This window comes from Roseibium sp. LAB1 (assembly GCF_054658235.1).
In genome coordinates this window covers 349476-370777 of the sequence record NZ_BAAGIB010000004.1, presented here as the reverse complement: position 1 = coordinate 370777, position 21302 = coordinate 349476, and the positions used below count along the sequence as shown (strand labels likewise).

The 21302-nt window shown below is 58.8% G+C and carries 20 protein-coding genes and 1 riboswitch; of the genes, 13 read left to right on the top strand and 7 right to left on the bottom strand.

All coding sequences use genetic code 11. From position 1 onward, the window contains the following. Positions 1-82: 82 nt before the first annotated feature. Together ACYQ54_RS23135 and ACYQ54_RS23130 are read right to left on the bottom strand one after the other, a co-directional pair. Positions 83-847 carry an FKBP-type peptidyl-prolyl cis-trans isomerase gene (locus ACYQ54_RS23135; protein ID WP_460086701.1) on the bottom strand — a complete coding sequence of 255 codons (765 nt, stop codon included), beginning with the start codon at positions 845-847 and terminating at the stop codon, positions 83-85. Positions 848-1005: 158 nt separating this feature from the next. Further along, on the bottom strand, positions 1006-1584 hold the full coding sequence (locus tag ACYQ54_RS23130) for a MarR family winged helix-turn-helix transcriptional regulator (protein ID WP_460086699.1): 579 nt from the start codon (positions 1582-1584) through the stop codon (positions 1006-1008). Between the two features lie 244 nt (positions 1585-1828). Here ACYQ54_RS23130 and ACYQ54_RS23125 point away from each other — a divergent pair, with 244 nt between their 5' ends. Further along, positions 1829-2830 carry a DMT family transporter gene (locus ACYQ54_RS23125; protein WP_460086697.1) on the top strand — a complete coding sequence of 334 codons (1002 nt, stop codon included), beginning with the start codon at positions 1829-1831 and terminating at the stop codon, positions 2828-2830. A 220-nt stretch (positions 2831-3050) separates the two neighbouring features. Here ACYQ54_RS23125 and ACYQ54_RS23120 read toward each other — a convergent pair whose 3' ends face one another. Further along, complete coding sequence (locus tag ACYQ54_RS23120; protein ID WP_460086695.1) at positions 3051-3944, bottom strand: ROK family protein; 894 nt, start codon at positions 3942-3944, stop codon at positions 3051-3053. Positions 3945-3946: 2 nt separating this feature from the next. Then, positions 3947-4654, bottom strand: coding sequence for a class II aldolase/adducin family protein (locus tag ACYQ54_RS23115; protein WP_460086693.1), 708 nt, complete (start codon positions 4652-4654; stop codon positions 3947-3949). Between the two features lie 300 nt (positions 4655-4954). On the opposite strand from ACYQ54_RS23115, the gene ACYQ54_RS23110 reads away from it, so the two are divergent. Then, entirely contained in the window at positions 4955-5797 is an 843-nt protein-coding gene (locus tag ACYQ54_RS23110; protein WP_460086692.1) for a DUF6030 family protein, read from the top strand. Here ACYQ54_RS23110 and ACYQ54_RS23105 read toward each other — a convergent pair. Further along, on the bottom strand, positions 5766-6701 hold the full coding sequence (locus ACYQ54_RS23105) for a pirin family protein (protein WP_460086689.1): 936 nt from the start codon (positions 6699-6701) through the stop codon (positions 5766-5768). The genes ACYQ54_RS23110 and ACYQ54_RS23105 overlap by 32 nt on opposite strands. 158 nt (positions 6702-6859) lie before the next feature. Between ACYQ54_RS23105 and ACYQ54_RS23100 the strand changes: the two genes are divergently transcribed. From ACYQ54_RS23100 to ACYQ54_RS23080, 5 genes are all read left to right on the top strand, one after another. Beyond that, complete coding sequence (locus ACYQ54_RS23100; protein WP_460086687.1) at positions 6860-7372, top strand: P-loop NTPase family protein; 513 nt, start codon at positions 6860-6862, stop codon at positions 7370-7372. Positions 7373-7418: 46 nt separating this feature from the next. Then, positions 7419-7539: riboswitch (TPP riboswitch) on the top strand. Between the two features lie 162 nt (positions 7540-7701). Continuing rightward, the gene (gene thiO, locus ACYQ54_RS23095) at positions 7702-8679 is read left to right on the top strand and encodes a glycine oxidase ThiO (protein ID WP_460086685.1); all 978 of its coding nucleotides are present in this window, start codon (positions 7702-7704) and stop codon (positions 8677-8679) included. Beyond that, positions 8663-8860 (top strand): sulfur carrier protein ThiS, encoded by a 198-nt coding sequence (thiS, locus tag ACYQ54_RS23090; RefSeq protein ID WP_460086682.1) that lies wholly within the window; start codon positions 8663-8665, stop codon positions 8858-8860. The genes thiO and thiS overlap by 17 nt, the downstream gene beginning before the upstream one ends. A gap of 5 nt (positions 8861-8865) precedes the next feature. Next, a complete protein-coding gene (locus ACYQ54_RS23085) occupies positions 8866-9639 on the top strand; it encodes a thiazole synthase (protein WP_460086681.1) in 774 nt (257 codons plus the stop codon). Further along, on the top strand, positions 9636-10241 hold the full coding sequence (locus tag ACYQ54_RS23080; protein WP_460086678.1) for a thiamine phosphate synthase: 606 nt from the start codon (positions 9636-9638) through the stop codon (positions 10239-10241). Before ACYQ54_RS23085 ends, ACYQ54_RS23080 begins: the two co-directional genes overlap by 4 nt. Before the next feature lie 25 nt (positions 10242-10266). Here ACYQ54_RS23080 and ACYQ54_RS23075 read toward each other — a convergent pair whose 3' ends face one another. After that, positions 10267-11148, bottom strand: a complete 882-nt coding sequence (locus ACYQ54_RS23075) for a LysR family transcriptional regulator (protein WP_460086677.1) — start codon at positions 11146-11148, stop codon at positions 10267-10269. 341 nt (positions 11149-11489) lie between these two features. Here ACYQ54_RS23075 and ACYQ54_RS23070 point away from each other — a divergent pair, with 341 nt between their 5' ends. The 6 genes from ACYQ54_RS23070 (at position 11490) to cydX (ending at position 20291) form a co-directional block, all read left to right on the top strand. Next, positions 11490-12989 (top strand): CoA-acylating methylmalonate-semialdehyde dehydrogenase, encoded by a 1500-nt coding sequence (locus tag ACYQ54_RS23070; protein ID WP_460086674.1) that lies wholly within the window; start codon positions 11490-11492, stop codon positions 12987-12989. Positions 12990-13533: 544 nt separating this feature from the next. Continuing rightward, positions 13534-15342: a thiol reductant ABC exporter subunit CydD gene (gene cydD / locus ACYQ54_RS23065; protein ID WP_460086672.1), complete on the top strand. Its 1809-nt coding sequence runs from the start codon at positions 13534-13536 to the stop codon at positions 15340-15342. Further along, entirely contained in the window at positions 15339-17045 is a 1707-nt protein-coding gene (gene cydC, locus ACYQ54_RS23060) for a thiol reductant ABC exporter subunit CydC (protein WP_460086670.1), read from the top strand. The genes cydD and cydC overlap by 4 nt, the downstream gene beginning before the upstream one ends. A gap of 346 nt (positions 17046-17391) precedes the next feature. Then, positions 17392-18996, top strand: a complete 1605-nt coding sequence (locus tag ACYQ54_RS23055; protein ID WP_460086669.1) for a cytochrome ubiquinol oxidase subunit I — start codon at positions 17392-17394, stop codon at positions 18994-18996. 5 nt (positions 18997-19001) lie between these two features. Continuing rightward, positions 19002-20159, top strand: a complete 1158-nt coding sequence (cydB, locus tag ACYQ54_RS23050; protein WP_460086668.1) for a cytochrome d ubiquinol oxidase subunit II — start codon at positions 19002-19004, stop codon at positions 20157-20159. Positions 20160-20171: 12 nt separating this feature from the next. Next, positions 20172-20291, top strand: a complete 120-nt coding sequence (cydX, locus tag ACYQ54_RS23045) for a cytochrome bd-I oxidase subunit CydX (RefSeq protein ID WP_460086667.1) — start codon at positions 20172-20174, stop codon at positions 20289-20291. A gap of 81 nt (positions 20292-20372) precedes the next feature. Here the strand turns inward: cydX and ACYQ54_RS23040 are convergent, their stop codons facing one another. Further along, the gene (locus tag ACYQ54_RS23040; RefSeq protein WP_460086666.1) at positions 20373-20915 is read right to left on the bottom strand and encodes a redoxin family protein; all 543 of its coding nucleotides are present in this window, start codon (positions 20913-20915) and stop codon (positions 20373-20375) included. Positions 20916-21302 lie beyond the last annotated feature (387 nt).

Below are 21302 nucleotides of genomic sequence, written 5' to 3'. Positions count from 1 at the left end.
TTGTACCAACAAGTGGCTGCGCGGCGGTTCCGTTCAAAAGGAGAGGCCAGTGAACTGGCCTGTATAAAGACTTGGGCCGGGGTCAGCAGAGCCAGCAATTCTCCGGCAGGGTTGCCTGGGTGACTTCACCGCCGTCCGCAATCCAGTGAGCCAATCCTTTTTCGACGTTGACCACGTTGGTGAAGCCGGCCTGACCGGCCAGATATTCCGACAAGGCCTCGCTTCGCTGACCTGTCTGGCAGAGGAAAACGACTTCATCCGATGGGCCTGAAACCAGTTTCTGCAGTTCGCTGCCGAAAGCGGGGTTCACTTTTCCGCTGCCGTCGAAGAACGTCACCAGGTGGCTACCGGGAATGACGCCCGTTTTCTGCCATTCGTCTGGGCGTCTGATGTCGATGACCGTGACGCCTGACGCAAGTTTCGCCTTCAGGGTGCCGTTGTCGATATCGGAGAATTTCTTCCCCTTGACCTCAAGCAGTTCGATCTCGAATTTCAAGGTTGCATCGGGCGGAATGATCCCGCCGGCCCCTTGAGACCCGTAAGCCATGTCCGGCGGAATGATCAGCTCGCGCTTGCCGCCGACCTGCATGCCCTCGACACCTTTTTCCCAGCCGGGAATAACGCGGCGTTCTCCAAGCGTGAACGAAAACGGTGTACCGCGGTCGACACTGGAATCGAACTTCGTTCCATCCATCAGCCAGCCGGTGTAATGCACCACAACCGTCTCTCCGACATTCGCCTCTTCGCCGGTTCCTTTTTCGATATCCCGGATCTGCAGTTCCTCCTGGGCATGTGCCGGAAAGACGAAAAGCATGATGGCGAGGATACGTGATACCCATTTGAACATGTTGTGTGGTCCCTGATGCGTTGTTACGGACAAGAATTGGTCATCTGCGTCAGGAAAACAATCCAGGTCTCGTTCACAGTGACGGAAAGTCACAACGCCTGGCGATACTCATGCGGCTGCCTGACCGGAAAACGGCCAGGCCCGGCCACGCAGTCCGGTCAAGACTTGCCGAGAGGATCGTTGACGGAGCGAATGAGCTTTTCCAGAAGGCCTGACAGTTGCTTTTGTTCCTCTTCACTCAATCCGCTGACAGCCCGTTGCTGGGTTGCGATGTAGTCGGACATCTGCGTCTTGATCAGGTTCAGTCCCTTTTCGGTCAGGCAAACGGTTAGCGCCCGCCGGTCATCCGGATGGGGGCAACGTTCGACAAGCCCGGCCTTTTCCAGTTTGTCCACACGCGCGGTCATGCCGCCGGAACTCATCATGGTCGTACGGTAAAGTTCTGTCGGGGTGAGCTTGTAGGGCGGGCCGGACCGCACGAGTGTGGCCAAAACGTCGAATTCACCCGTCTTCAGCCCGATTTTCGCATAAGCGGGCGCAAGAAAGTCGCGTCCCATCACCTGTGCGGCTTCATTCAACCGCCCAAGCAGAACCATCGGTGAAAGCTGGTCCGAAATTTCGGGAATTTCCCTTTGCCACTGCCTGCGAGCGCGCTCGGCGCGGTCGATGAGCAGGTCCTCCGGATCTCCGAACAGGTGGTCCGAAGGTTTTAAGGGGGCACTTGAGCGGGTGGACATCGCCGGAAACTCCAGATGGTTTGAAACCAGACGAAGCGCTGTCGCGTGAGCGCACGCAAGGCTGCGTAAATAGCTGACATTTAGAACATTTTTGCTTGTGAGATAGTGTCGGTTTTAGGGTGGGGTGTCAACTTGTATCAAGAATCTTGAAATTAAGTATCTTGAAATCGAGATAAAATGAGTTATCTGTTCCTGCAATGGCGCAGCAACCAGCAGACGCCAATTTGTGAGGAAGGATAGTCCCATGGTGGACACGACCAGATCAGGAGGCTCCGCCGGTGCGGCCTCCCTGCAGCGACAGGCATCACTATCCGGTTCCGGACGCGGAAGCCCACTGGATCAACCTTTGGTGCTGCTTATGATTGTAGGCGGCTTTCTTGCCGTCTCCACCGTGATCGCCAAGGCAGCACCCATGGTCGGCTGGCACCCGTTGGCACTGTTGCAATGGTCCATCCTGGGCGGGGCCGCGGGTCTGTTTGCCATTACCAGGATCGCGGCCGGGGCAAGCATGGCCGGGGTTGGAGGTACAAGTGTCAGCCGGGGGCAGTTCGCCTTCTATCTGCTGGTCAGCGGTCTCCTGTTCATTGCACCGAACATGATTGCCGTTGTCGCCGCTCCGAAGGTAGGCGCGGGCTTCGTCTCCTTGAGCTTCGCTTTTCCGCTGGTGCTCACCTATGCTTTTGCCGTTCTGCTGCGCCTGGAAAAATTCCAGATCCTGCGCGGGGCCGGTGTGTTCTTCGGCCTTGCTGGTGGCGTTCTGCTTGCCGCATCTGGCCGTCAGCTTTCCGTTGATGCTTCGTGGTGGGCGATGTTTGCGCTGTCGATCCCGGTTTTTCTGGCTTCGGGCAATATTTACCGCACGGTGAAGTGGCCATCAGGCGCGCGGCCGGTCGACCTTGCCCTGGGCATGATGCTGGTCGGATTTCTGGCGCTCGGGCTGTTTACTGCAATTGCCGGTGTCCCCGTGACACCAGCTGTCTGGACACCGGAGGCAGCTGGACTGCTTGCCGCGCAAATCGCAATCTTCGCATTTCAGTATGGGCTCTATTTCCGCCTGCAACACACGGCCGGGCCTGTCTATCTCAGCCAGATCGGTTCCGTTGCCGCCGTGATCGGCCTGGGCCTTGGGTATCTCGCCTTCGGAGAAGTGCCAAATGCAGCGAAGCTCGCAGCAGTCGCCGCTGTAGGGGCAGGGATTGTGCTTGTCAGCAAAGGGCGTGCCGGAGGAACCAAAAAGACAAGCTAGGATTTGCCAGCTCATGAGAACCGGTCCTGCGGCTCGCAGGACCGGTTTGTCTTGTCGAAAGTTCCTGGACGGTTTTTCGAAGTCTAAAGGTGCTGATGCTCCGGATTTCAGGGTGCGCTGAATGACCGCGCGGGAAGCAGGCCACCCGGTGTCTTTTCAGCTCCAAGTCGAACTGGCGCCGGAGCAAATTGACCCCAGAGCGTATTAACCCCAGGGCGCATTAACCCCAGAGCCAGGCAGCTCCACGCACGCCCGAACTGTCGCCATGCATGGCCTTGCGGATCGGTGTTTCGAACGTATCGGAGAATATGTAAGGCTCCATCGCAGGCGGAAGGTCCGCATAAAGCTCGTCGATATTCGACATACCGCCGCCCAGGACGAAGACATCCGGATCGAGCAAATTGGCGGACATGGCAAGAGCACGGGCGAGGCGGCTGACGTAGGCCTCGTAGACAGCAGTCGCGACGTCATCTCCGGAGCGTTTCAGTGCCATGATCTCATGGCCTTTCAGCAGCGTTCCGGTCCGGTCCTTGTAATCAAGCTGAAAGCCGGTTCCCGAACACCAGCGGTCGATTGCGCCCTTGTGGCCGATCCAGCTGTCCGGACCGGGATACTCTTCCGGCTTCAGCCACGGCACGGTGATGGCGCCCCATTCTCCGCCAATGCCGTTGGCGCCCAGATGGGCTTTCGCGTCAATGGCAATGCCTGAACCGCTGCCCGTGCCGATGATGATGGCGTGAACGATGTGTGCCCCCGCACAAGCACCGTCGGTCGCTTCCGATACGGCCAGGCAGTTGGCATCATTCTGGATGCGAACCGGGCGGCCGAGCACTTTTTGCAGATCCAGATCCAGGGGCTTGCCGTTCATCCAGGTGGAATTGGCGTTCTTGACGAGGCCTGTCTTGGGGGAGAGCGAACCTGGAATACCGAGACCAAGCGTTCCCGTCTGGCCGGTTGCCTGCTCGGCGGCGTCTACCAGAAAACGGACGGCCTCCAGACAGCCATCATAGTCGTTCCTGGGAGTGTCGACCCGTTGCCGGAACAATTCCTCGCCCTCATTGGAAAGAGCGATGATTTCGATCTTGGTTCCACCCCAGTCAATTCCCAGCCGCATTTTCAGTCCATCCGTCTTGGCAGTTCGAAGGCAGCCGTCTGGCCGTCTTCAAGTTCGTTTGTCTGTTTTCCGTACGTTTTGAATTTTTTCAAGATCGCGGTCATTTCATCCCCGTCCAGTATCACAGGCTCGCCAAGGAGAAGGGCCGATAGATACTGGTCCGCCAGATCTTCCACGCCTTCCGCGGTCGAAAGTGCCTTTTGCAAGGTTGCGCCGCCGGCAATCTGTCCGTGGTTCGCAAGCAGGCAGGCGTTCCTGTCGCCCAGGGCGGCAATCATCGCTTCGGACAAATCCTTGGTTCCGAAGGTGGCATAGTGGGCGCATTCGATGCGGTCACCGCCGGCAAGCGCCACCATATAGTGAAACGCGGGTATGCCGCGTCGATGGCAGGACAGGGCGGTTGCGCGGGGGCTGTGGCAATGCACCACCGCACCGCAGTCCGGCTTCGCCAGATAGAAGTCGAGATGCATCCGCCATTCGGAAGACGGCAGCGTCTCTCCGCGGTAGCAGCCGTTCATGTCAAGCGCGACGATCATGTCTTCGGTCAGATTTTCATAGGGCGTTCCAGATGGTGTCACCAAAAAACCGGATTCGATGCGTGCACTGACATTTCCGGATGTGCCTTTCGTCAACCCGAGACGGGGCAGGGCGCGGGCAGTCTCTATAATCGCGCGGCGCAGGTCGGGTGTGTCGCCTGGAAAGGTGGGCATTCAGGGTCTCATCGGGTTCGGTTCGGGCGCGAGTATTTCGTTTCACTGCGCGACCGTTGAAGCGGCGCTTACATGACAGGTATCCGGTTGCCTTTTCAAGGTATTGGTTTGATAAAACCCGAGCCTTGGACCAAACGGTCGAGGATCGCGGTATTAAGGGACTGAATGGCGGGTTTAGCAGACAAGCTCAGGCATTTGCTTGGATCGGCTGCAGTGTCGGCAGACCGGACGGGCAGGGGCAGGCAATCCAGGCCGAGGCCAGGGCGTCGTTCAACGGGACCGCGCTGGGCCGAACCGGACATGGAAACGCTGTCGGAAGGCGCCAAGACCGAGAGGGCAGACCAATCGCCACATGTCCCCAGGTCTCGCAACCGCCCGTTCGTGACGCCGTACTACATCTGGGGAACTCTCGCGCTTCTGGCTGCCGGTTTCGCTGGTGGCGGGCTGATCCTGCACGTTGCCCAACAGAGTAACGAAGACAGTGCCCAGTCATCGCCATTGGTGCCGGACCCGCTTTCGTCGCTGCAGGCTCCGGCCAAGGAAGTGCTGCTGGCTCCGGAACCGGAACTGTCCGCGGAGCTGAAGCGCAGCTTTTTGGGGCAGCCTGACCAACTCTGTGACGAGCTGAGATCACTGGGATTGGGAAATCCCGGTTGGCGCCGGGCACCATTCAGTGCGGACCGTTGGCAATGTGCCTCCGATCTTGTGCCCCTGACCACGCCGAGCGTCGACTATGGCTCGACAACTCTCTTCTTCCTGCTGCGTGGACCTTCGGAAAACAGGATCGACTATTTGCGACTGAAGCTGGTGGTGGAAGATCCCCGCCAGATGCAGATCGGACTGGATGCGGTCTGGCTGGTAATCGACGCCCTGGCTGTTCGCTATGGCTGGACAGTGCCGGAAGTGTTCCGTGAGGCTGTTTCCGGTTTCAGGCAGCTTGAGACAACCCATCGAGGTGTACGGCTATCGGTTGCACCGGAGGATCCCAATTTGACGGGTGATCCGCTGGCCAGCCAGCGTCTCAACATCATTCTGGACTTTGGCGAGCCGGATCTGATCCGGCCCGCTGACAGGTTTGAAAAAGCGCCCCCTCTGGAAAGCGGCTGGAGTGTCAGGGCCCCGGACGCTCAGGCAGGGGAATGAACTCTTCCGCGTCACCGGGAACGGTGTCAAAACGGCCGAGCCGCCAGTCTTCCTTGGCCTGCTCGATGCGCTCTTTTGATGAAGACACGAAGTTCCACCAGATATAGCGGCGGCCATCCATCGGTTCACCTCCAAGCACAACGAACCTTGCTGGAAAAGGCGCGGTGTTTTCGATCACCAGATGGTCACCCGGTTTGAACACCAGTAGTTGGGCCGGATCGAAGGTCTGGCCGGCGATGGTGATCTGGCCCGCGACCGTATAAAGGCCGCGTTCCTCCCATCCGGCATCCAGCGGTATTTTCGCCCCCGGTTCCAGCGAGATGTCGGCATAGAACATGTCCGAGGCTGTCTTGACGGGGGCCTTGTGTCCGTAGAGGTCGCCGGCGATCAGTTTGACCGTGGCGCCCTTGTCGGAAAACTCCGGCTGTTCCTCGGTGCCGTGATGCTGGAAGGTCGGGTCGGTCTCTTCCAGGTGTTTAGGCAAGGCCACCCAGCTCTGCAGGCCGAACAGGGGACGTTTTTCCTGCAGGCGTTCCGGCCTCTCACGTTCGGAATGCACGATGCCCTTGCCGGCGCTCATCCAGTTCAGAGCACCGGGGGCAATCGCAATCTCCGTTCCGAGGCTGTCACGATGATACATCTCTCCTTCGAAGAGATAGGTCACGGTTGCCAACCCGATGTGAGGATGCGGGCGGACATCAATGCCGCCACCCACCAGCAGTTCGGCAGGACCCATCTGGTCGAAGAAAATGAACGGACCCACCATCCGGCGCCTGGCGGATGGCAAGGCGCGCCTTACGGAAAAACCGCCGAGATCGGAAGTTCGCGGTACGATGATCGTCTCGATCGGGTCACAGCTTGCAGCATTTCCCGCCACGGGATCAGGGGTATTCAACCAGCTCATCTGCCTCTCCATCAAAGAATATGCCGTCTTGCAATCTAGATAGGGCTGGAGGAGCTGAGGTGTCCATTGAACAGTCTGTTTCGGTTTTTCATCCGCTGCGCAATCTGTATAACGACCGGCCCTTCCTGGTTTTTGTTTGGTGCGACATGAAACGCGTGATGATTGTTGGAGGCCCGGGCTCGGGCAAAAGCACGCTTGCCGTTGCCCTGGGCCAGAAAACCGGACTGCCGGTCTATCATATGGATAAGATCCACTACCGTTCCGGTTGGAATGAACGGACGCGGGAAGAGAAAGACCGGATGACGCATGAGGTCCATCTGAAGGATGCCTGGATCTTCGAAGGCGGCCATTCAAGTACTTACGCGGAGCGTGTCGAACGCGCCGACACCTTCATCTGGCTTGACGTTCCGGTCCTGCGCCGCATTTTTCGGGTGCTGAAGCGGTCAGTGAAATACCACGGACAGAGCAGGCCGGACCTGGCAGAAGGTTGCCCCGAGCAGTTCAACTGGCAAACCATCGAGTTTCTGAGCTTCATATGGCGAACCAGACACTCGGCCAGAGCCAAGCTGGAGCGCATCTACCGCGAACCTCCGCACCATCTGACAGTCCATCGTCTTCGGACCCTTGCCGAGATCGACGACTTTCTGGCTGATTGTCAGGAACAGGGCTGAAGACCGTCCGGTCTCTTGACAGTTGCACCCGACGAGCGGCACAACAGGGGCTCACCCGGGGGGCCTCGACAAGGGGCTGAGATACTGCTGGCGCGACCGCGCAGTGCAGGGACCCGACGAACCTGATCCAGGTCATGCTGGCGAAGGGAAGGTGTTCTCGGCCAGGTGCAGTTGCTACCGCAATGCGTCACCCACGGCCACCTTCCCGAACTGAATGACCGAACAGCAGGACCAGAACCGGTCCGTGCGAAGAGGCGTTGAATGCTGGCGGTCCACACAAACCCCCGCTGCAGCGAGCAACTGACGTTCTCCCAGGGGGAGGGGGCGGAATGAAAATCGGCGTCAAAGGGGCCGGTGTCGCTGGTTTGGCGCTTGCGCATGAGCTTGTCACGCGCGGTGCGCAGGTCGAACTGCTGGAAAAGCATCAGGACCTGTCAGCCAGTGCGTCCTGGCTCGCAGGTGGCATGCTGGCCCCGTGGTGTGAAAGGGAAAATGCCGAAGAAGATGTCCTGCGGTTCGGACGGTCCTCGATCAGTTGGTGGGGTGAGGTTCTGCCGGGGCACGTGCGGCGTAACGGAACATTGGTTGTGGCTGCCCCGCGTGATGCCGGCGAACTGAGCCGATTTGCCTCCCGGACCAGTGGCTTTACCTGGCTCGACCGTGAGGCGCTGGGCACACTTGAGCCGGATCTTGCAGGTCGATTTGCGAAGGGGCTCTATTTCGCCGAAGAAGCCCATATCGATCCGCGTCAGGCCCTCAAGTCATTGCGGGCAAAGGTCTCTGAAAGCGGCGCGCGGGTCAGATTCGGGACACAGGATTTCACCTCGGCAGCTGATCTTGTCGTCGATTGTACGGGAATGGCCTCTCCGGATCCGAACCTTCGTCCTGTTCGAGGTGAAATGCTGATCCTGCATGCACCGGATGTCACACTTTCGCGGCCCGTGCGCTTTCTGCATCCCCGTATCCCGGTCTATGTGGTGCCTCGCGACAACGGGGTTTTTATGGTCGGAGCAACGATGATCGAAAGCAGCGACCGGGGCCCGGTCAGTGTCCGCTCCACCATGGAACTTCTCAACGCCGCCTATAGCCTGCATCCGGGTTTTGCAGAAGCCAAGATCATCGAAACCGGTGCAGGCCTGCGCCCAGCCTATCCCGACAACCTTCCCCGTCTCGCCTGGACAGGCAAGACGCTGTCCTTGAACGGCTTTTACCGGCACGGCTTTCTGCTTGCCCCGCATTTTGCCATCGAGGCAGCAAGCGGGATCATGCAACATCTTCAGGAGAAGAGCCTTGAATCTAACCATTAACGGCGAACCGCAGGAGGTTGCCAGTGCGACGCTGGCAGCTCTTCTGGAGGAACTGGCCTATGACCATGAATTCCTTGCCACAGCCCGCAACGGCGATCTGGTGAGCGCTGATGAGAGGGGCGATTGCGTCCTGCAGGCTGGCGACCGCATCGAGATCCTGTCGCCGATGCAGGGAGGATAACGCTCTTGCTGAATTTCTATGGTGAAGCAGTCGCCTCCAGGTTCTTGCTCGGGACAGCGCAATATCCGTCTCCGCAGATTTTGGCCGAGGCTGTGAAGGCCTCTGGCGCTCAAATTCTGACAGTGTCCCTACGGCGCGAGACGGCTGGCAGCGGCGCCGGTGGCCGGTTCTGGGACCTCATCCGAGAGCTTCAGGTCAAGGTGTTGCCGAACACCGCTGGTTGCCACTCGGTGAAAGAAGCCGTGACGACGGCCAGGATGGCACGGGATCTCTTCGCAACAGACTGGATCAAGCTGGAAGTGATCGGTCATCACGACAGTCTTCAGCCGGATGTCTTCGGCCTTGTGGAAGCTGCCCGTATTCTGACTGAAGACGGCTTCAAGGTGTTTCCCTACACGACGGACGATATTGTCGTCGGCGAACGGTTGCTTGAGGCGGGCTGCCAGGTGTTGATGCCCTGGTGCGCCCCGATCGGTTCGGCGAGGGGGCCGGTCAATCCGGATGGCCTCAGAGCCTATCGCAGCCATTTCAGCGGAGTTCCGCTGGTGGTGGATGCAGGCCTTGGCCGTCCGTCTCATGCCGCAACGGTTCTTGAACTCGGGTTCGATGCGGTGCTGCTGAATACGGCCGTCGCAAAGTCCGGAGACCCTGTCGCCATGGCAAGGGCTTTCGCCCAGGCAATTGAAGCCGGACGGCTGGCCTATGAAGCACAACCCCTGGAACCCCGCGACATGGCGGTTCCCTCTACCCCGGTTCTTGGAATGGCGGTTTTCGAATGAAACTTGATCCCTTTTACCTCATTGTTGACAGTTCAGACTGGATCGCGCGGTTGATACCGCTCGGCGTCAAACTGGTCCAGTTGCGCATCAAGGACGCGGCGGATGACATCCTGCGCAAGGAAATCGCAGCATCAAAGATCGTTTGCGAGAAATACGGCTGCCAGCTTGTCGTAAACGACTATTGGCAACTGGCGATCGAACAGGGGTGCGATTTTGTCCACCTTGGCCAGGAAGACCTTGCCGACGCCGACGTTGCGGCCATTCGCAACGCGGATTTGAAGCTTGGTGTGTCGACACATGACGGTGAAGAGCTGGAGACAGCACTTTCCGTCGAGCCCGACTATGTCGCGCTTGGTCCCGTCTATCCGACGATCCTGAAAGAGATGAAATGGGCGCCACAAGGTGTCGAAAAGATTGGCCGCTGGAAGCAGCAAATCGGTGGCCTGCCTCTGGTGGCCATCGGCGGTCTCAATCCGGAGCGCTTGCCGGGTGTGTTCGAGAATGGTGCAGATATCGCGGCCGTCGTCACCGACATCACCCGCAATGTCGATCCGGAAGCCCGCACGCAGGAATGGATAAAGGCCACTGCCCGCTGGCGGTAGCAGTACCTGTCTCTGATGGCTTCCGCTACCCGAACATTGCCTTGTCGCGCGCGACTTGATCGCGCAGAAAATCTTGTGCCGCGGCGACATGGCGAAGCGGGCGCGAGCTTTCATGCGTGACCATCCAGTAGGCTCGGCGAAGCTTGATGTCCGGAAGGACGGCGATCAGGTTTTTGTCATCGCGCGCGATAAAGTCGTGCAGAATGCCGATGCCGGCGCCTGACCGGACTGCTTCGGTCTGCCCGAGTGCCGATGCAATCTCAAAACGCGCGGTCCAGTCCTTCAGGATTTCCGTTCCGTAGTTTAGTGATGGCGAGTAGAGCAGGTCTTCCACGTAACCAATCAGGTCGTGAGCGGCGAGATCGTTCGCGGACGCCGGCATTCCCCGGCTTTCCAGATAGGTATTCGACGCATAAAGGCCGAGGGAATAGTCGACAAGCTTGCCGGCGACGAGCCGGCCAGTTTCCGGCCTGTCTATCGTGACGGCAATGTCTGCTTCGCGGCGGGACAGGGAAAACGACCGCGGCACGGGAACGAGTTGCACTGTCAAACCCGGATGCCTTTCAGTCAGTTTGCCAAGCCGTGGTGCAAGATAGGCGACGCCGAAACCATCGGGAGCGCCGATGCGCACGGTTCCGTTTATTTCCGGCGTGTTGTTTGTCAGATCGGCTTCCGCTGCCACCGCCTCCGCCTCGATCCGTTCTGCTCTGTCGAAGAACCGGCTACCTGCTTCCGTCAGAAGGCAACCGGACGTGGACCTGTCGAACAGGCGTGTGCCCACGCTGTCCTCAAGGCTCGTCAGCCTGCGGGCGACTGTTGCATGATTGAGGCCTAGTCGGCGAGCCGCCGCCAGGATCTGACCCGTACGCGCTATTGCGAGAAAAATGCGGATGTCGTCCCAGTTCATGTTGATTGCTTCCCGCAATGACCACCTTCCTCCGTTTGTCACCCCGCCAACGCTTGGATCCCAGGCACCGAGCCCGCCGAATTTTTAATGGGGAGCCCGCGTGTTCCTTCAGCCCTGTTCTTCGCCGCGCTTTGGCCGGGATGACAACTTAAGGGTATTGGACCTATCGTTTGGCTCAAACGCTCATGGGCGTTTTAATGTCATAACTTTAAAAAACGCACAACGGGTCCGGAATTCTGGTTCTTGTTTGTGGCAAAAATAAAAGTCAGAAAGAACTCACCTCGGACGCTGGCCAGAAAACCTTTCTGGCTGGTGTCAGGACATATTGGGAGAAACGCGACATGCGGAAGATCGGTCATTTTATCGGCGGCAAACACGTGGAGGGCACCTCCGGCCGCTATGCAGACGTCTTTAACCCGGCAACCGGTGAAGTCGAGGCGCAGGTCGCCCTTGCAAGCCAGGCCGAAATGGACGCGGCAATCGCCAACGCCGCCGCTGCACAGCCGGCCTGGGCTGCCACCAACCCGCAGCGCCGTGCCCGCGTGATGATGAAGTTCGTCGACCTTCTGAACCGCGACATGGACAAGCTGGCTGAAGCTCTCTCCCGCGAACACGGCAAGACGCTGCCGGACGCCAAGGGCGACGTTATCCGTGGTCTTGAAGTTGCCGAGTTCTGCATCGGCGCACCGCATCTCCTGAAGGGCGAATTCACCGAAGGCGCCGGCCCGGGCATCGACATGTATTCCATGCGCCAGCCGCTCGGTGTTGTTGCCGGCATCACGCCGTTCAACTTCCCGGCCATGATCCCGATGTGGAAGTTCTGCCCGGCGATCGCCAGCGGCAATGCCTTCATCCTGAAGCCGTCCGAACGTGATCCGTCCGTGCCGATCATGCTGGCCGAACTGATGATCGAAGCCGGTCTTCCGGCAGGTGTTCTGAACGTCGTCAACGGCGACAAGGGCGCGGTTGATGCGATCCTGGACGATGAAACCATTCAGGCAGTCGGCTTCGTCGGTTCCACGCCGATTGCCCAGTATGTATATTCCCGCGCAACCGCGTCCGGCAAACGTGCACAGTGCTTCGGCGGTGCCAAGAACCACATGATCATCATGCCGGATGCTGACCTCGACCAGGCAGCCGACGCTCTGATCGGTGCCGGTTACGGAGCTGCCGGCGAGCGTTGCATGGCCGTTTCCGTTGCTGTGCCGGTTGGCGAGAGCACAGCAAACGCGCTGATCGAGAAGCTTGTACCGAAGGTGGAAGCACTGAAGATCGGGCCGTACACGGCCGGTAACGACGTCGACTTCGGTCCGCTGGTGACCAAGGAAGCACTTGCCCGCGTCAAGGGTCTCGTTGACCATGGCGTCAAGGAAGGCGCAAAGCTGGTTGTCGATGGCCGCAATTTCTCCATGCAGGGCTATGAGAATGGCTTCTTCATGGGGGGCTGCCTGTTCGACAACGTCACCAAGGACATGGATATCTACAAGACGGAGATCTTCGGTCCGGTCCTGTCCGTGGTTCGTGCCGAAAACTACGAAGAAGCCCTCGACCTGCCGCTCAGCCACGAATATGGCAACGGAACTGCCATCTTCACCCGTGACGGCGACACGGCCCGTGATTTTGCGTCCCGCATCAACATTGGCATGGTCGGCATCAACGTGCCGATTCCCGTGCCGCTCGCCTACCACACATTCGGTGGCTGGAAGAAGTCCGGCTTCGGCGATCTCAATCAGCATGGTCCGGACGGGTTCAAGTTCTACACCCGCACCAAGACAGTGACGTCCCGCTGGCCGTCCGGCCTGAAGGATGGAGCTGAATTCTCCATTCCGACGATGAAATAAACACAAACGGACGAATGTTCGGCAAAGCGCTCCCGGTCACCGCCGGGAGCGTTTTTGTGTGTGGGGCTCGCCGGATGAAATTTCGGATCAACGACCAGGGTAGAACCCGGGCATTTCCAGAATCAGGGAAAGCGCCGCTGCTGTCAGGGCTGGAACAAACGCGCCTGCAAGAACAAGAAATGCGCACACTGCGGCACCAATTGGCCAGCCAATCCAGCCTGTCTAATTGGCGGTGACTGCACGAGGTGAAATGCCTGCCCGTTGCCTTTGCTGCTCATCGCGGTTCCCATCTCAAGGACTGCCGAACGAAAAGAAGGGGAAACTTGCTTGCCTTGGGGCGCCAAACGCAAGTCCTTTGATTTGAGGAAGCCGTCGTCTTCATTCTTTTTGCCCATAGAGGCGGAGTTTGCCGCGATAGAGCAGGTTCAATCCCGGGAATGATGTGTAGCGATCACCATACGCGTTGATCGGTCATGGCAAACCAGGCTGCGCCGTGGCAATCTGTCCCTTGCATTTGCAATGGGAGAGCGACACTAAACGCCCGATGACAACGAAAAGGGAAAAGATCGGGACGGTGGCTGAGGACGCGGGGCAGGGCAGCGGAACTGCAACTGCATTCGGCTGGCCGGACGAAGCAGAAAGCCGCCGCTTGAAACTGGCCGGCAGGCTGCTTGCCATTTCCGATCTGTTGTGGATCGTCCAGGCGGGACTGATTTCCTGGGTGCTCGGATCGCTTCCCGCGGTATTTTCGAATTCCGATGCCGGTCAGTTGGCCGGACAGGATCTGCTTGGCCCGGCAATTCCGGCAGCGGCCGGAATTGCACTGGTTGCCGTGTTGAGGGTGTTTTTGCAGAACCGGGCGGAAACTGCCGCCCGCCGCACGGCCCGTGCGATCCAGAGTCGGGCGCGCGCGGAATTGCTCGCAGTTGCCGCTACATTGTCGCCCTCTACGGTATTTCCGTCTTCCGGAGCCTTCGCGGCCCATGTCACCGAACAGGTGGATTTGCTCGGGCCTTATTACAGGAACTTCGAACCGCAGAAGCTGCGGCTGCGTCTTGTGCCTCTCGGGATCGTTGCCGTCACCGCCGTGTTCAGTTGGCTTGGGGCGCTGATCCTGGTCGTCTGCGGGCCGCTCATACCGGTTTTCATGGCGCTCATCGGCCTGCGAGCCAAGGCTGCAAGCGAGACGCAACAGGAAGAACTGGTGCGGTTGAGCGGTCGTCTGCTCGACAGGATCAAGGGGTTGGAAACGCTGATCCTGTTCGGTGCAATCCAGAGAACCCAACGACAAATCGGCGAAGCGGGCGAACGTTTCAGAACCGGCACCATGCGCGTCCTGAAGATCGCGTTCCTGTCATCGACCGTTCTGGAGCTTTTTTCTGCGCTCGGCATAGCGTTCTGTGCGGTCTATGTCGGCTTCTCGCTTCTGGGGGAAATCGAGGTTGGAACCTGGGGTGGGCCTCTGACCTTTGCACAGGGCCTGTTCATTCTGTTGCTGGCGCCAGAATTCTTCGCGCCGCTTCGCGCCTACGCGGCAGCCTACCATGACCGGGCGGGCGGACTTGCCGCACGTGAGAAGCTGGCAACGCTCTTTCCGGCGCAAGACAGCTCCCAGCCGGGCCATCACACCGAATGCCCGTCGGAAACAGTCGGCGACAACAAGCTTTCCGGCCCTCCGGAACTCCTGTTCAAGTCTTTCTGCATTTCCCATCAGGAGCGGAGCGTCTTCAAGGATTTCAATCTGACGATTGCTCCCGGTGAAACGCTTTTGATCGAGGGACCTAGCGGCAGCGGAAAGACGACACTGATCGACGGGATACTCGGATTTCAAGCGCCGAGTTCCGGCGATATCCTGGTAGATGGCGTGCCTGCGACGTCGCTCTCATCGGTCCTGCGCCGAAAGGTTATCTGGCTTGGACAGTCGCCAAGACTGTTTCACGGCAGTCTCAGGGCAAATCTGTTGAAGGCCGTTGCAACACCTGCGTCAGTGACCGAAGACGATCTGTGGCAAGCGCTTCGCCTTGCCGGGGCAGAAGCGCTCGTCCAGCGCCTGCCGCGCGGTCTGGAAACGCCACTGGGAGAAGACGGGTTTGGCTTGTCGGTAGGGGAGATCCGCCGGGTGGCGCTGGCACGGGCGGCGATGCGCAAGGATGCCATCCTGTTGCTGGCAGACGAACCGACAGCCTCGCTTGATGAAGAAACCGCCGCCGATGTCATCGATGGTCTGGAGAAGCTTTGCACTGGACGAACCGCCGTCATTGCCACCCACGACCCAGGGCTACGAAAAATCGCTTCGAGGCGGATTGATTTGCAAAACGCTGGCACCGTTGCCAAAGGGGAGGCCTTCGCTTGAGGTCTGTCTGGCAAATCATCCGCACCCAGCACCGGTACGACTGCTTCCATTTCTGGCTCGGCATTTTTGTAGCCCTGCTGCCTGCTGCAGCCGGGCTGCTTTTGCTCGGGGTTTCCGGCTGGTTCATCACGGCAGCGGCCATTGCAGGCCTGAGTGGTGCATTCCTCAACATTTTCGCACCAAGTGCGCTCATTCGTGCCTTTGCGATCATCCGTACCGCAGGCCGGTATGGGGAACGGGTTCTGACACATGATGCGACATTCCGTTTTCTGACCGGGTTCAGAAACCGATTGTTTGCCGCGATGGCGGTGAAGGACACCAGCGGTCAGAGATCGGGTCTGCTGCTCAATCGTCTGACACTCGACGTCGCGGTGCTCGACACGGTTTATCTGCGGCTCGTTGTTCCCCTCGTGCTCGCACTGGTCGTTGCGGTCTCGCTGCTTCTGGTCTGGAGCACAGTTTCTCCGCTTCTTCTGGCGACCGGTGTTGTTTTTCTGTCCGTCTGGGGCAGTCTGGCGATGTGGACCTTCGCAAAGGCGGACACGAAAAACGCCCGCCGTTCGGATGCTGCACTCGACGCGATGCGGCTTCGGGCTGCTGATCTGGCTGCAGGGCGACGGGATCTTGCGATCTACGGCGGACTGGAAGCTGCTGCAGACACTGTGCTTGCAGCCGACAAAAGGCTGGCAGAGGCTCAGGAGGTCGAGGACCGTAGAACCACCAAGCTGACGGCCGGCTCCACACTCGTTGGGCAGATTTTTCTTGCCGCCATGCTTCTTGCCTGCCTCCATGAAGTCGGCAAGGGCACGCTGACGGCAACTTTCGGTATTGGCCTCGTCCTGGTCGTGATGGGCCTTCCGGAAATATTCTCGATGAGCCTTCCTGGCCTTGCCAGACTGCCACGCGTTGCTTTGGCAGCAGCCCGTATCACGGGTCTGATAGGGACCAGCGGCGAGCCCACATCGTCTGATGATCAGACCGGAACCGCTCTTCAACTGGCCGACAACCAACCCGCGCTCGCCTTCGAAGATGTCAGTTTTGGCTATCCCGGCGCCGAGAGACGGGTTCTGGCGGGATTATCCTTTCAGATTGCGCGGGGGGAAATTCTCGCACTGGCGGGGCGCAGCGGTTGCGGCAAGTCGACAGTGGCAGCGTTGGCAGCACGGTTGCGACAGCCGGGGCAGGGGCGGATTTTCCTGGGCGGAGTGGAAAGCGGCCGAGTTTCCGAGGAGCTGCTTCGCAACAAGATCACCGTGATCGGTCAGCGAGCCTATCTCTTCAACGATACGGTCGCGGAGAACCTTCGCGTTGCAAATCCGGATGCGAGTGATGCCGATCTCTGGCGTGCGCTGGAACAGGCCGCGCTTGCGGAGCGTATTTCGGAAAACCCGGAAGGACTGCAAACCATACTTGGCGAAGGCGGCCTTGGCCTGTCCGGCGGTGAGCAGAGACGTCTGGCCCTGGCCCGGGCGTTCCTGACCCGGCCGGCCCTGTTCATTCTGGACGAAATGACCGAGGGGCTGGATGCCGAGACGGCCAGCGACGTTCTGGACCGCTTTTTGTCCTATCGCGGCGACGCTGCCGTATTGATGATTGCGCATCGACGCCAGGAACTGAAGCGGGCCGACCATGTGCTGGACCTGACAGCGCCCTGCGGCAGCGGCAATCGGTCGCCGGAAACAATTCTTTCCGAATTTCAATGAGTTCTCCTGCGGTTTTCCGCATCTTGAGGTTGTCGCGTCCTAACTGTCGCATTGACCTTGGTAGGCCGCTGAGCCACGATCAGCCCATAGGAAGACTCGTTTTCCAAGCCGGTTCTTTGACGGGATAGGCGGCTGCAATCTGCAAGCATTGTGAAACTGATTGCTGTTGCCGGATCGGGACGAAAATCGGGTTTTCAACCAAGATCGACACAGGCCCGGTCTCCTCCGACTGGGCAGTCAACCGTCGATCGTCCTGATGTGCCGAAGTGCCATTTGCCGTTCGACAGAACGTTGGATGCCTTGGCCAAAATGCTCGGGCCTCTCCGGTCCGTAAAGGGGGAATACGATGGAACTGAACGTCGTTGACCTGTCCCGGCTGCAATTTGCCATGACAGCGCTCTACCATTTCCTGTTTGTGCCTTTGACCATCGGTCTGTCCGTCCTGTTGGCGATCATGGAAACGGTCTATGTGATGACGGGCCGCGAGGTCTGGAAGCGCATGGTCAAATTCTGGGGCACACTGTTCGGGATCAACTTTGTCCTCGGCGTTGCCACTGGTCTGACCATGGAATTCCAGTTCGGCATGAACTGGGCCTATTTCAGTCAGTATGTCGGCGACGTCTTCGGTGCGCCACTGGCGATCGAAGGCCTGATGGCGTTCTTCATGGAAGCAACATTCGTCGGGTTGTTCTTCTTCGGCTGGGATAAGCTTTCCAGACGTCAGCACCTGGCGGCCACCTGGGCCGTTGCTATAGGAACGAATTTTTCGGCCTTGTGGATCCTGATCGCAAACGGCTGGATGCAGCACCCCGTCGGGGCTGCATTCAATCCTGATACCATGCGCATGGAAGTCGTTAGTTTCTATGAAGTGTTGTTCAATCCGGTGGCGCAGGCCAAGTTCGTACACACGGTGTCTGCCGGTTATGTGACCGCGTCCATGTTCGTGCTCGGCATTTCCGCCTGGTACATGCTGAAAGGACGTCATATTGCAATCGCCAAACGTTCCATGGCGATTGCGTCTGCCTTCGGTATTGCCTCTGCGTTGTCCGTTGTCGTTCTGGGGGATGAAAGCGGCTACGAGGCCAACCTGAACCAGAAGATGAAGCTGGCGACGATCGAAGCCATGTGGGACACCGAACCCGCGCCGGCCTCGTTCAACGTGGTTGCTTGGGCAGACATGGAAAAGCGTGAAAACGTCTTTGCCATAGAAGTGCCCTATGTGATGGGGCTGATCGCAACGCGCTCTCTCGATACGGTCATTCCCGGCATCAAGGACCTGGTGTCGCGGACCAAGGACCGCATTCGGCAGGGCGCTATTGCCTGGGATGCTTTGCAGAAGATCCGCCAGGATCCGGTCAATGTCAGCCCGGATGTCCGCGAGACGTTCCTGCAGAACGAGAACTCGCTCGGCTACGCCTATCTGCTGCTGCCGTTCACGGACAATCCCATGGAGGCGACCACCGCTCAGGTGGATGCGGCGGCCTGGTCGACCGTGCCTGAAGTGATGCCGATGTTCTATGCCTTCCGGATCATGGTGGCTTGCGGCTTCTTCTTCATCCTTATGACGGCGATATTCTTCTACTATTCCTCGTCCGGGAAACTGGACAGTCTGAGGGACAAACGCCGGTGGCTGTTGCACGTCGCAGTCTGGTCTATTCCGTTGCCGTGGATTGCCTGCGAAATGGGCTGGTTCGTGGCGGAATACGGGCGTCAGCCCTGGATCATTGAAAGTATGCTGCCGACGGCCGCAGGTGTTTCGAACCTGAGCGTGACCGAAGTTCTGCTCACGCTTGCCGGTTTTGTCGCGCTTTACAGTGTGCTTCTGGTGATCGAGATCATGCTGATGATCAAATACATCAAGATCGGTCCGGAAGATGGCGAGAAACCGGACGCAGTTCCGGCTGCGCCAGTGCAACCGGCACCGACCGCAGCCACTGTTCCAGCGGAGTAAGCGAAATGATCCTCTATGAAATGATCGACTACTCCGTCCTGAAAATGATCTGGTGGCTCCTGCTGGGTGTCTTGCTGATTGCCTTCGCGGTCATGGACGGTTTCGACATGGGTGTCGGCGCGATGCTGCCCTTCGTTGCCGAAACGGATATCGAACGGCGTGTCGTCATCAACACGATCGGACCAACCTGGGAAGGAAACCAGGTCTGGTTCATCCTTGGGGGCGGGGCGATCTTCGCTGCCTGGCCACCGCTCTATGCCATCAGCTTTTCAGGTTTCTACCTGGCGATGTTCGTGGTGCTGGCCGCGATGATCCTGCGGCCGGTCGCTTTCAAGTACCGGTCCAAACGACCGGATCCTTCCTGGCGCAACGCCTGGGACTGGGCGCTGTTCACGGGGTCTTTCGTGCCGGCTCTGGTCTTCGGTGTTGCCGTTGGCAACGTGTTGCTTGGGGTGCCGTTCTCGCTCGATAACGATCTACGCATGACATACGAAGGTTCGTTCTTCGGCCTGTTCTCGCCGTTCACGCTGCTGTGCGGTCTGTTGTCCGTTACCATGCTGGTCACGCACGGCTCTGTCTGGCTGGTGATGCGCGCGTCAGGCGAAATCGCCCTGCGCGCACGACGGTTCGGAACCGTGACCGCCGGTCTCAGCATCGCGCTGTTCGCGCTTGGTGGATATCTCGTTGCCAGCGGCTATGTGGAAGGGTTCCGCATCACCTCTGAAGTCGACCCGAACATGGCGGCCAATCCGCTGGCGAAACAGGCGATCGCAGAGGGCGGTGCATGGATGTACAATTACACCGTTCATCCCATTTTGTGGCTGGCACCAGGCCTTGGGTTCTTGGGACTGTTCGGGACCCTTGTGCTGTTGCAGACACGGCTGGAAATGCCGATCTTTATCTTTTCCAAGCTGGCGGTTTTCGGGATTATTTCGACGGTCGGTGTTTCGATGTTCCCATTCATTTTGCCGTCATCGGTTCAACCCGATGCCAGCCTGACCGTTTGGGATGCATCCTCCAGCCACCGGACACTGTTCAACATGCTGGTGGCGACACTCATCTTCCTGCCGCTCATCCTTGTCTACACCGCCTGGGTCTACAAGGTCTTGTGGGGCAAGGTGGATGAAGAAACCATCGAACGCGACAACCACACCGCTTACTGAGGAGACTGCTTCATGTGGTATTTTGCCTGGGTCCTCGGAATGCCATTGGCTTGCGCTTTGGCGATCCTGAACGCGATGTGGCTGGAACTGAGGTCGGAAGACGAACGCCGGCGCTTGGAAAGTCGCAGGTAGGCGGGCGTTTGAAGAGGCATTCCGTTCAATAAAAAAAGCCCCGGATCACTCCGGGGCTTTTTGCTGGACCTGATCGCCGGATCAGGCTGCCTGCACCTTTGCGGCGCGCAGTTTTTCCAGGATGTTCTGCGGCGAGGAAACGCCGTAAGGGTCGCTCTCGCAGTTGTCGGAGAAGCCTTCTTCTTCGAACCACTGTTCGACGATACCGTCGTTGACAACAGCACCGTAGCGCCAGGAGCGCATGCCGAAGCCGAGATTGTCCTTGGCGACCAGCATGCCCATCTTGCGGGTGAACTCACCGGAACCATCCGGAATGACCTTGACGTTCTCGACGCCCTGAGCCTTTGCCCAGGCATTCATCACGAAAGCATCGTTCACGGAGATGCAGTAGATTTCATCCACTCCTTCGGCCTTGAATTCTTCGAACAGCTTTTCGAAGTCCGGCAGCTGGTAGGTGGAGCATGTCGGGGTGAATGCACCGGGAAGGGAAAACAGAACGACCTTCTTGCCCTTGAAATAATCGTCGCTCGTCTTGTCTTCCCAACGGAACGGATTCGGTCCTTCGATGGAATCGTCGCGGACACGAGTGCGGAAGGTAACAAACGGAACTTTTTTGCCGAGCATCGCAAACTCCAGAAATCGAATGGTTGCACACTGCCCAGAGCGTCAAAATCGTACCTTGCCCGAGGGAGGAGAATCGGGAAGGGCACCGGCGCCCTGAAAGCGGAGGAGAAATTCGGCCTAACGCATTTGCTGCGCTGCCGCAATCCATTTTGCCCTGCAAAAGGCTAGAACCCTGTGCGAAGCTGCCTGACGGGTCGATATGCCGCTGGGTAGGCGTTTCCCCACCCGTGGGTGCGGTGCTTTTGTGGGCGGGGGGCGTTTTCCGGAAAAAGCACTCAAATCATTGTATACACGTTCAATTTCGGTGATTAAGTTGGATCGTCCCGCATGGTTCGCCTTTGCTTCGGTGCGGGGTTCAGGTGGGGCTCCATAGGGTCGGATCTTGCA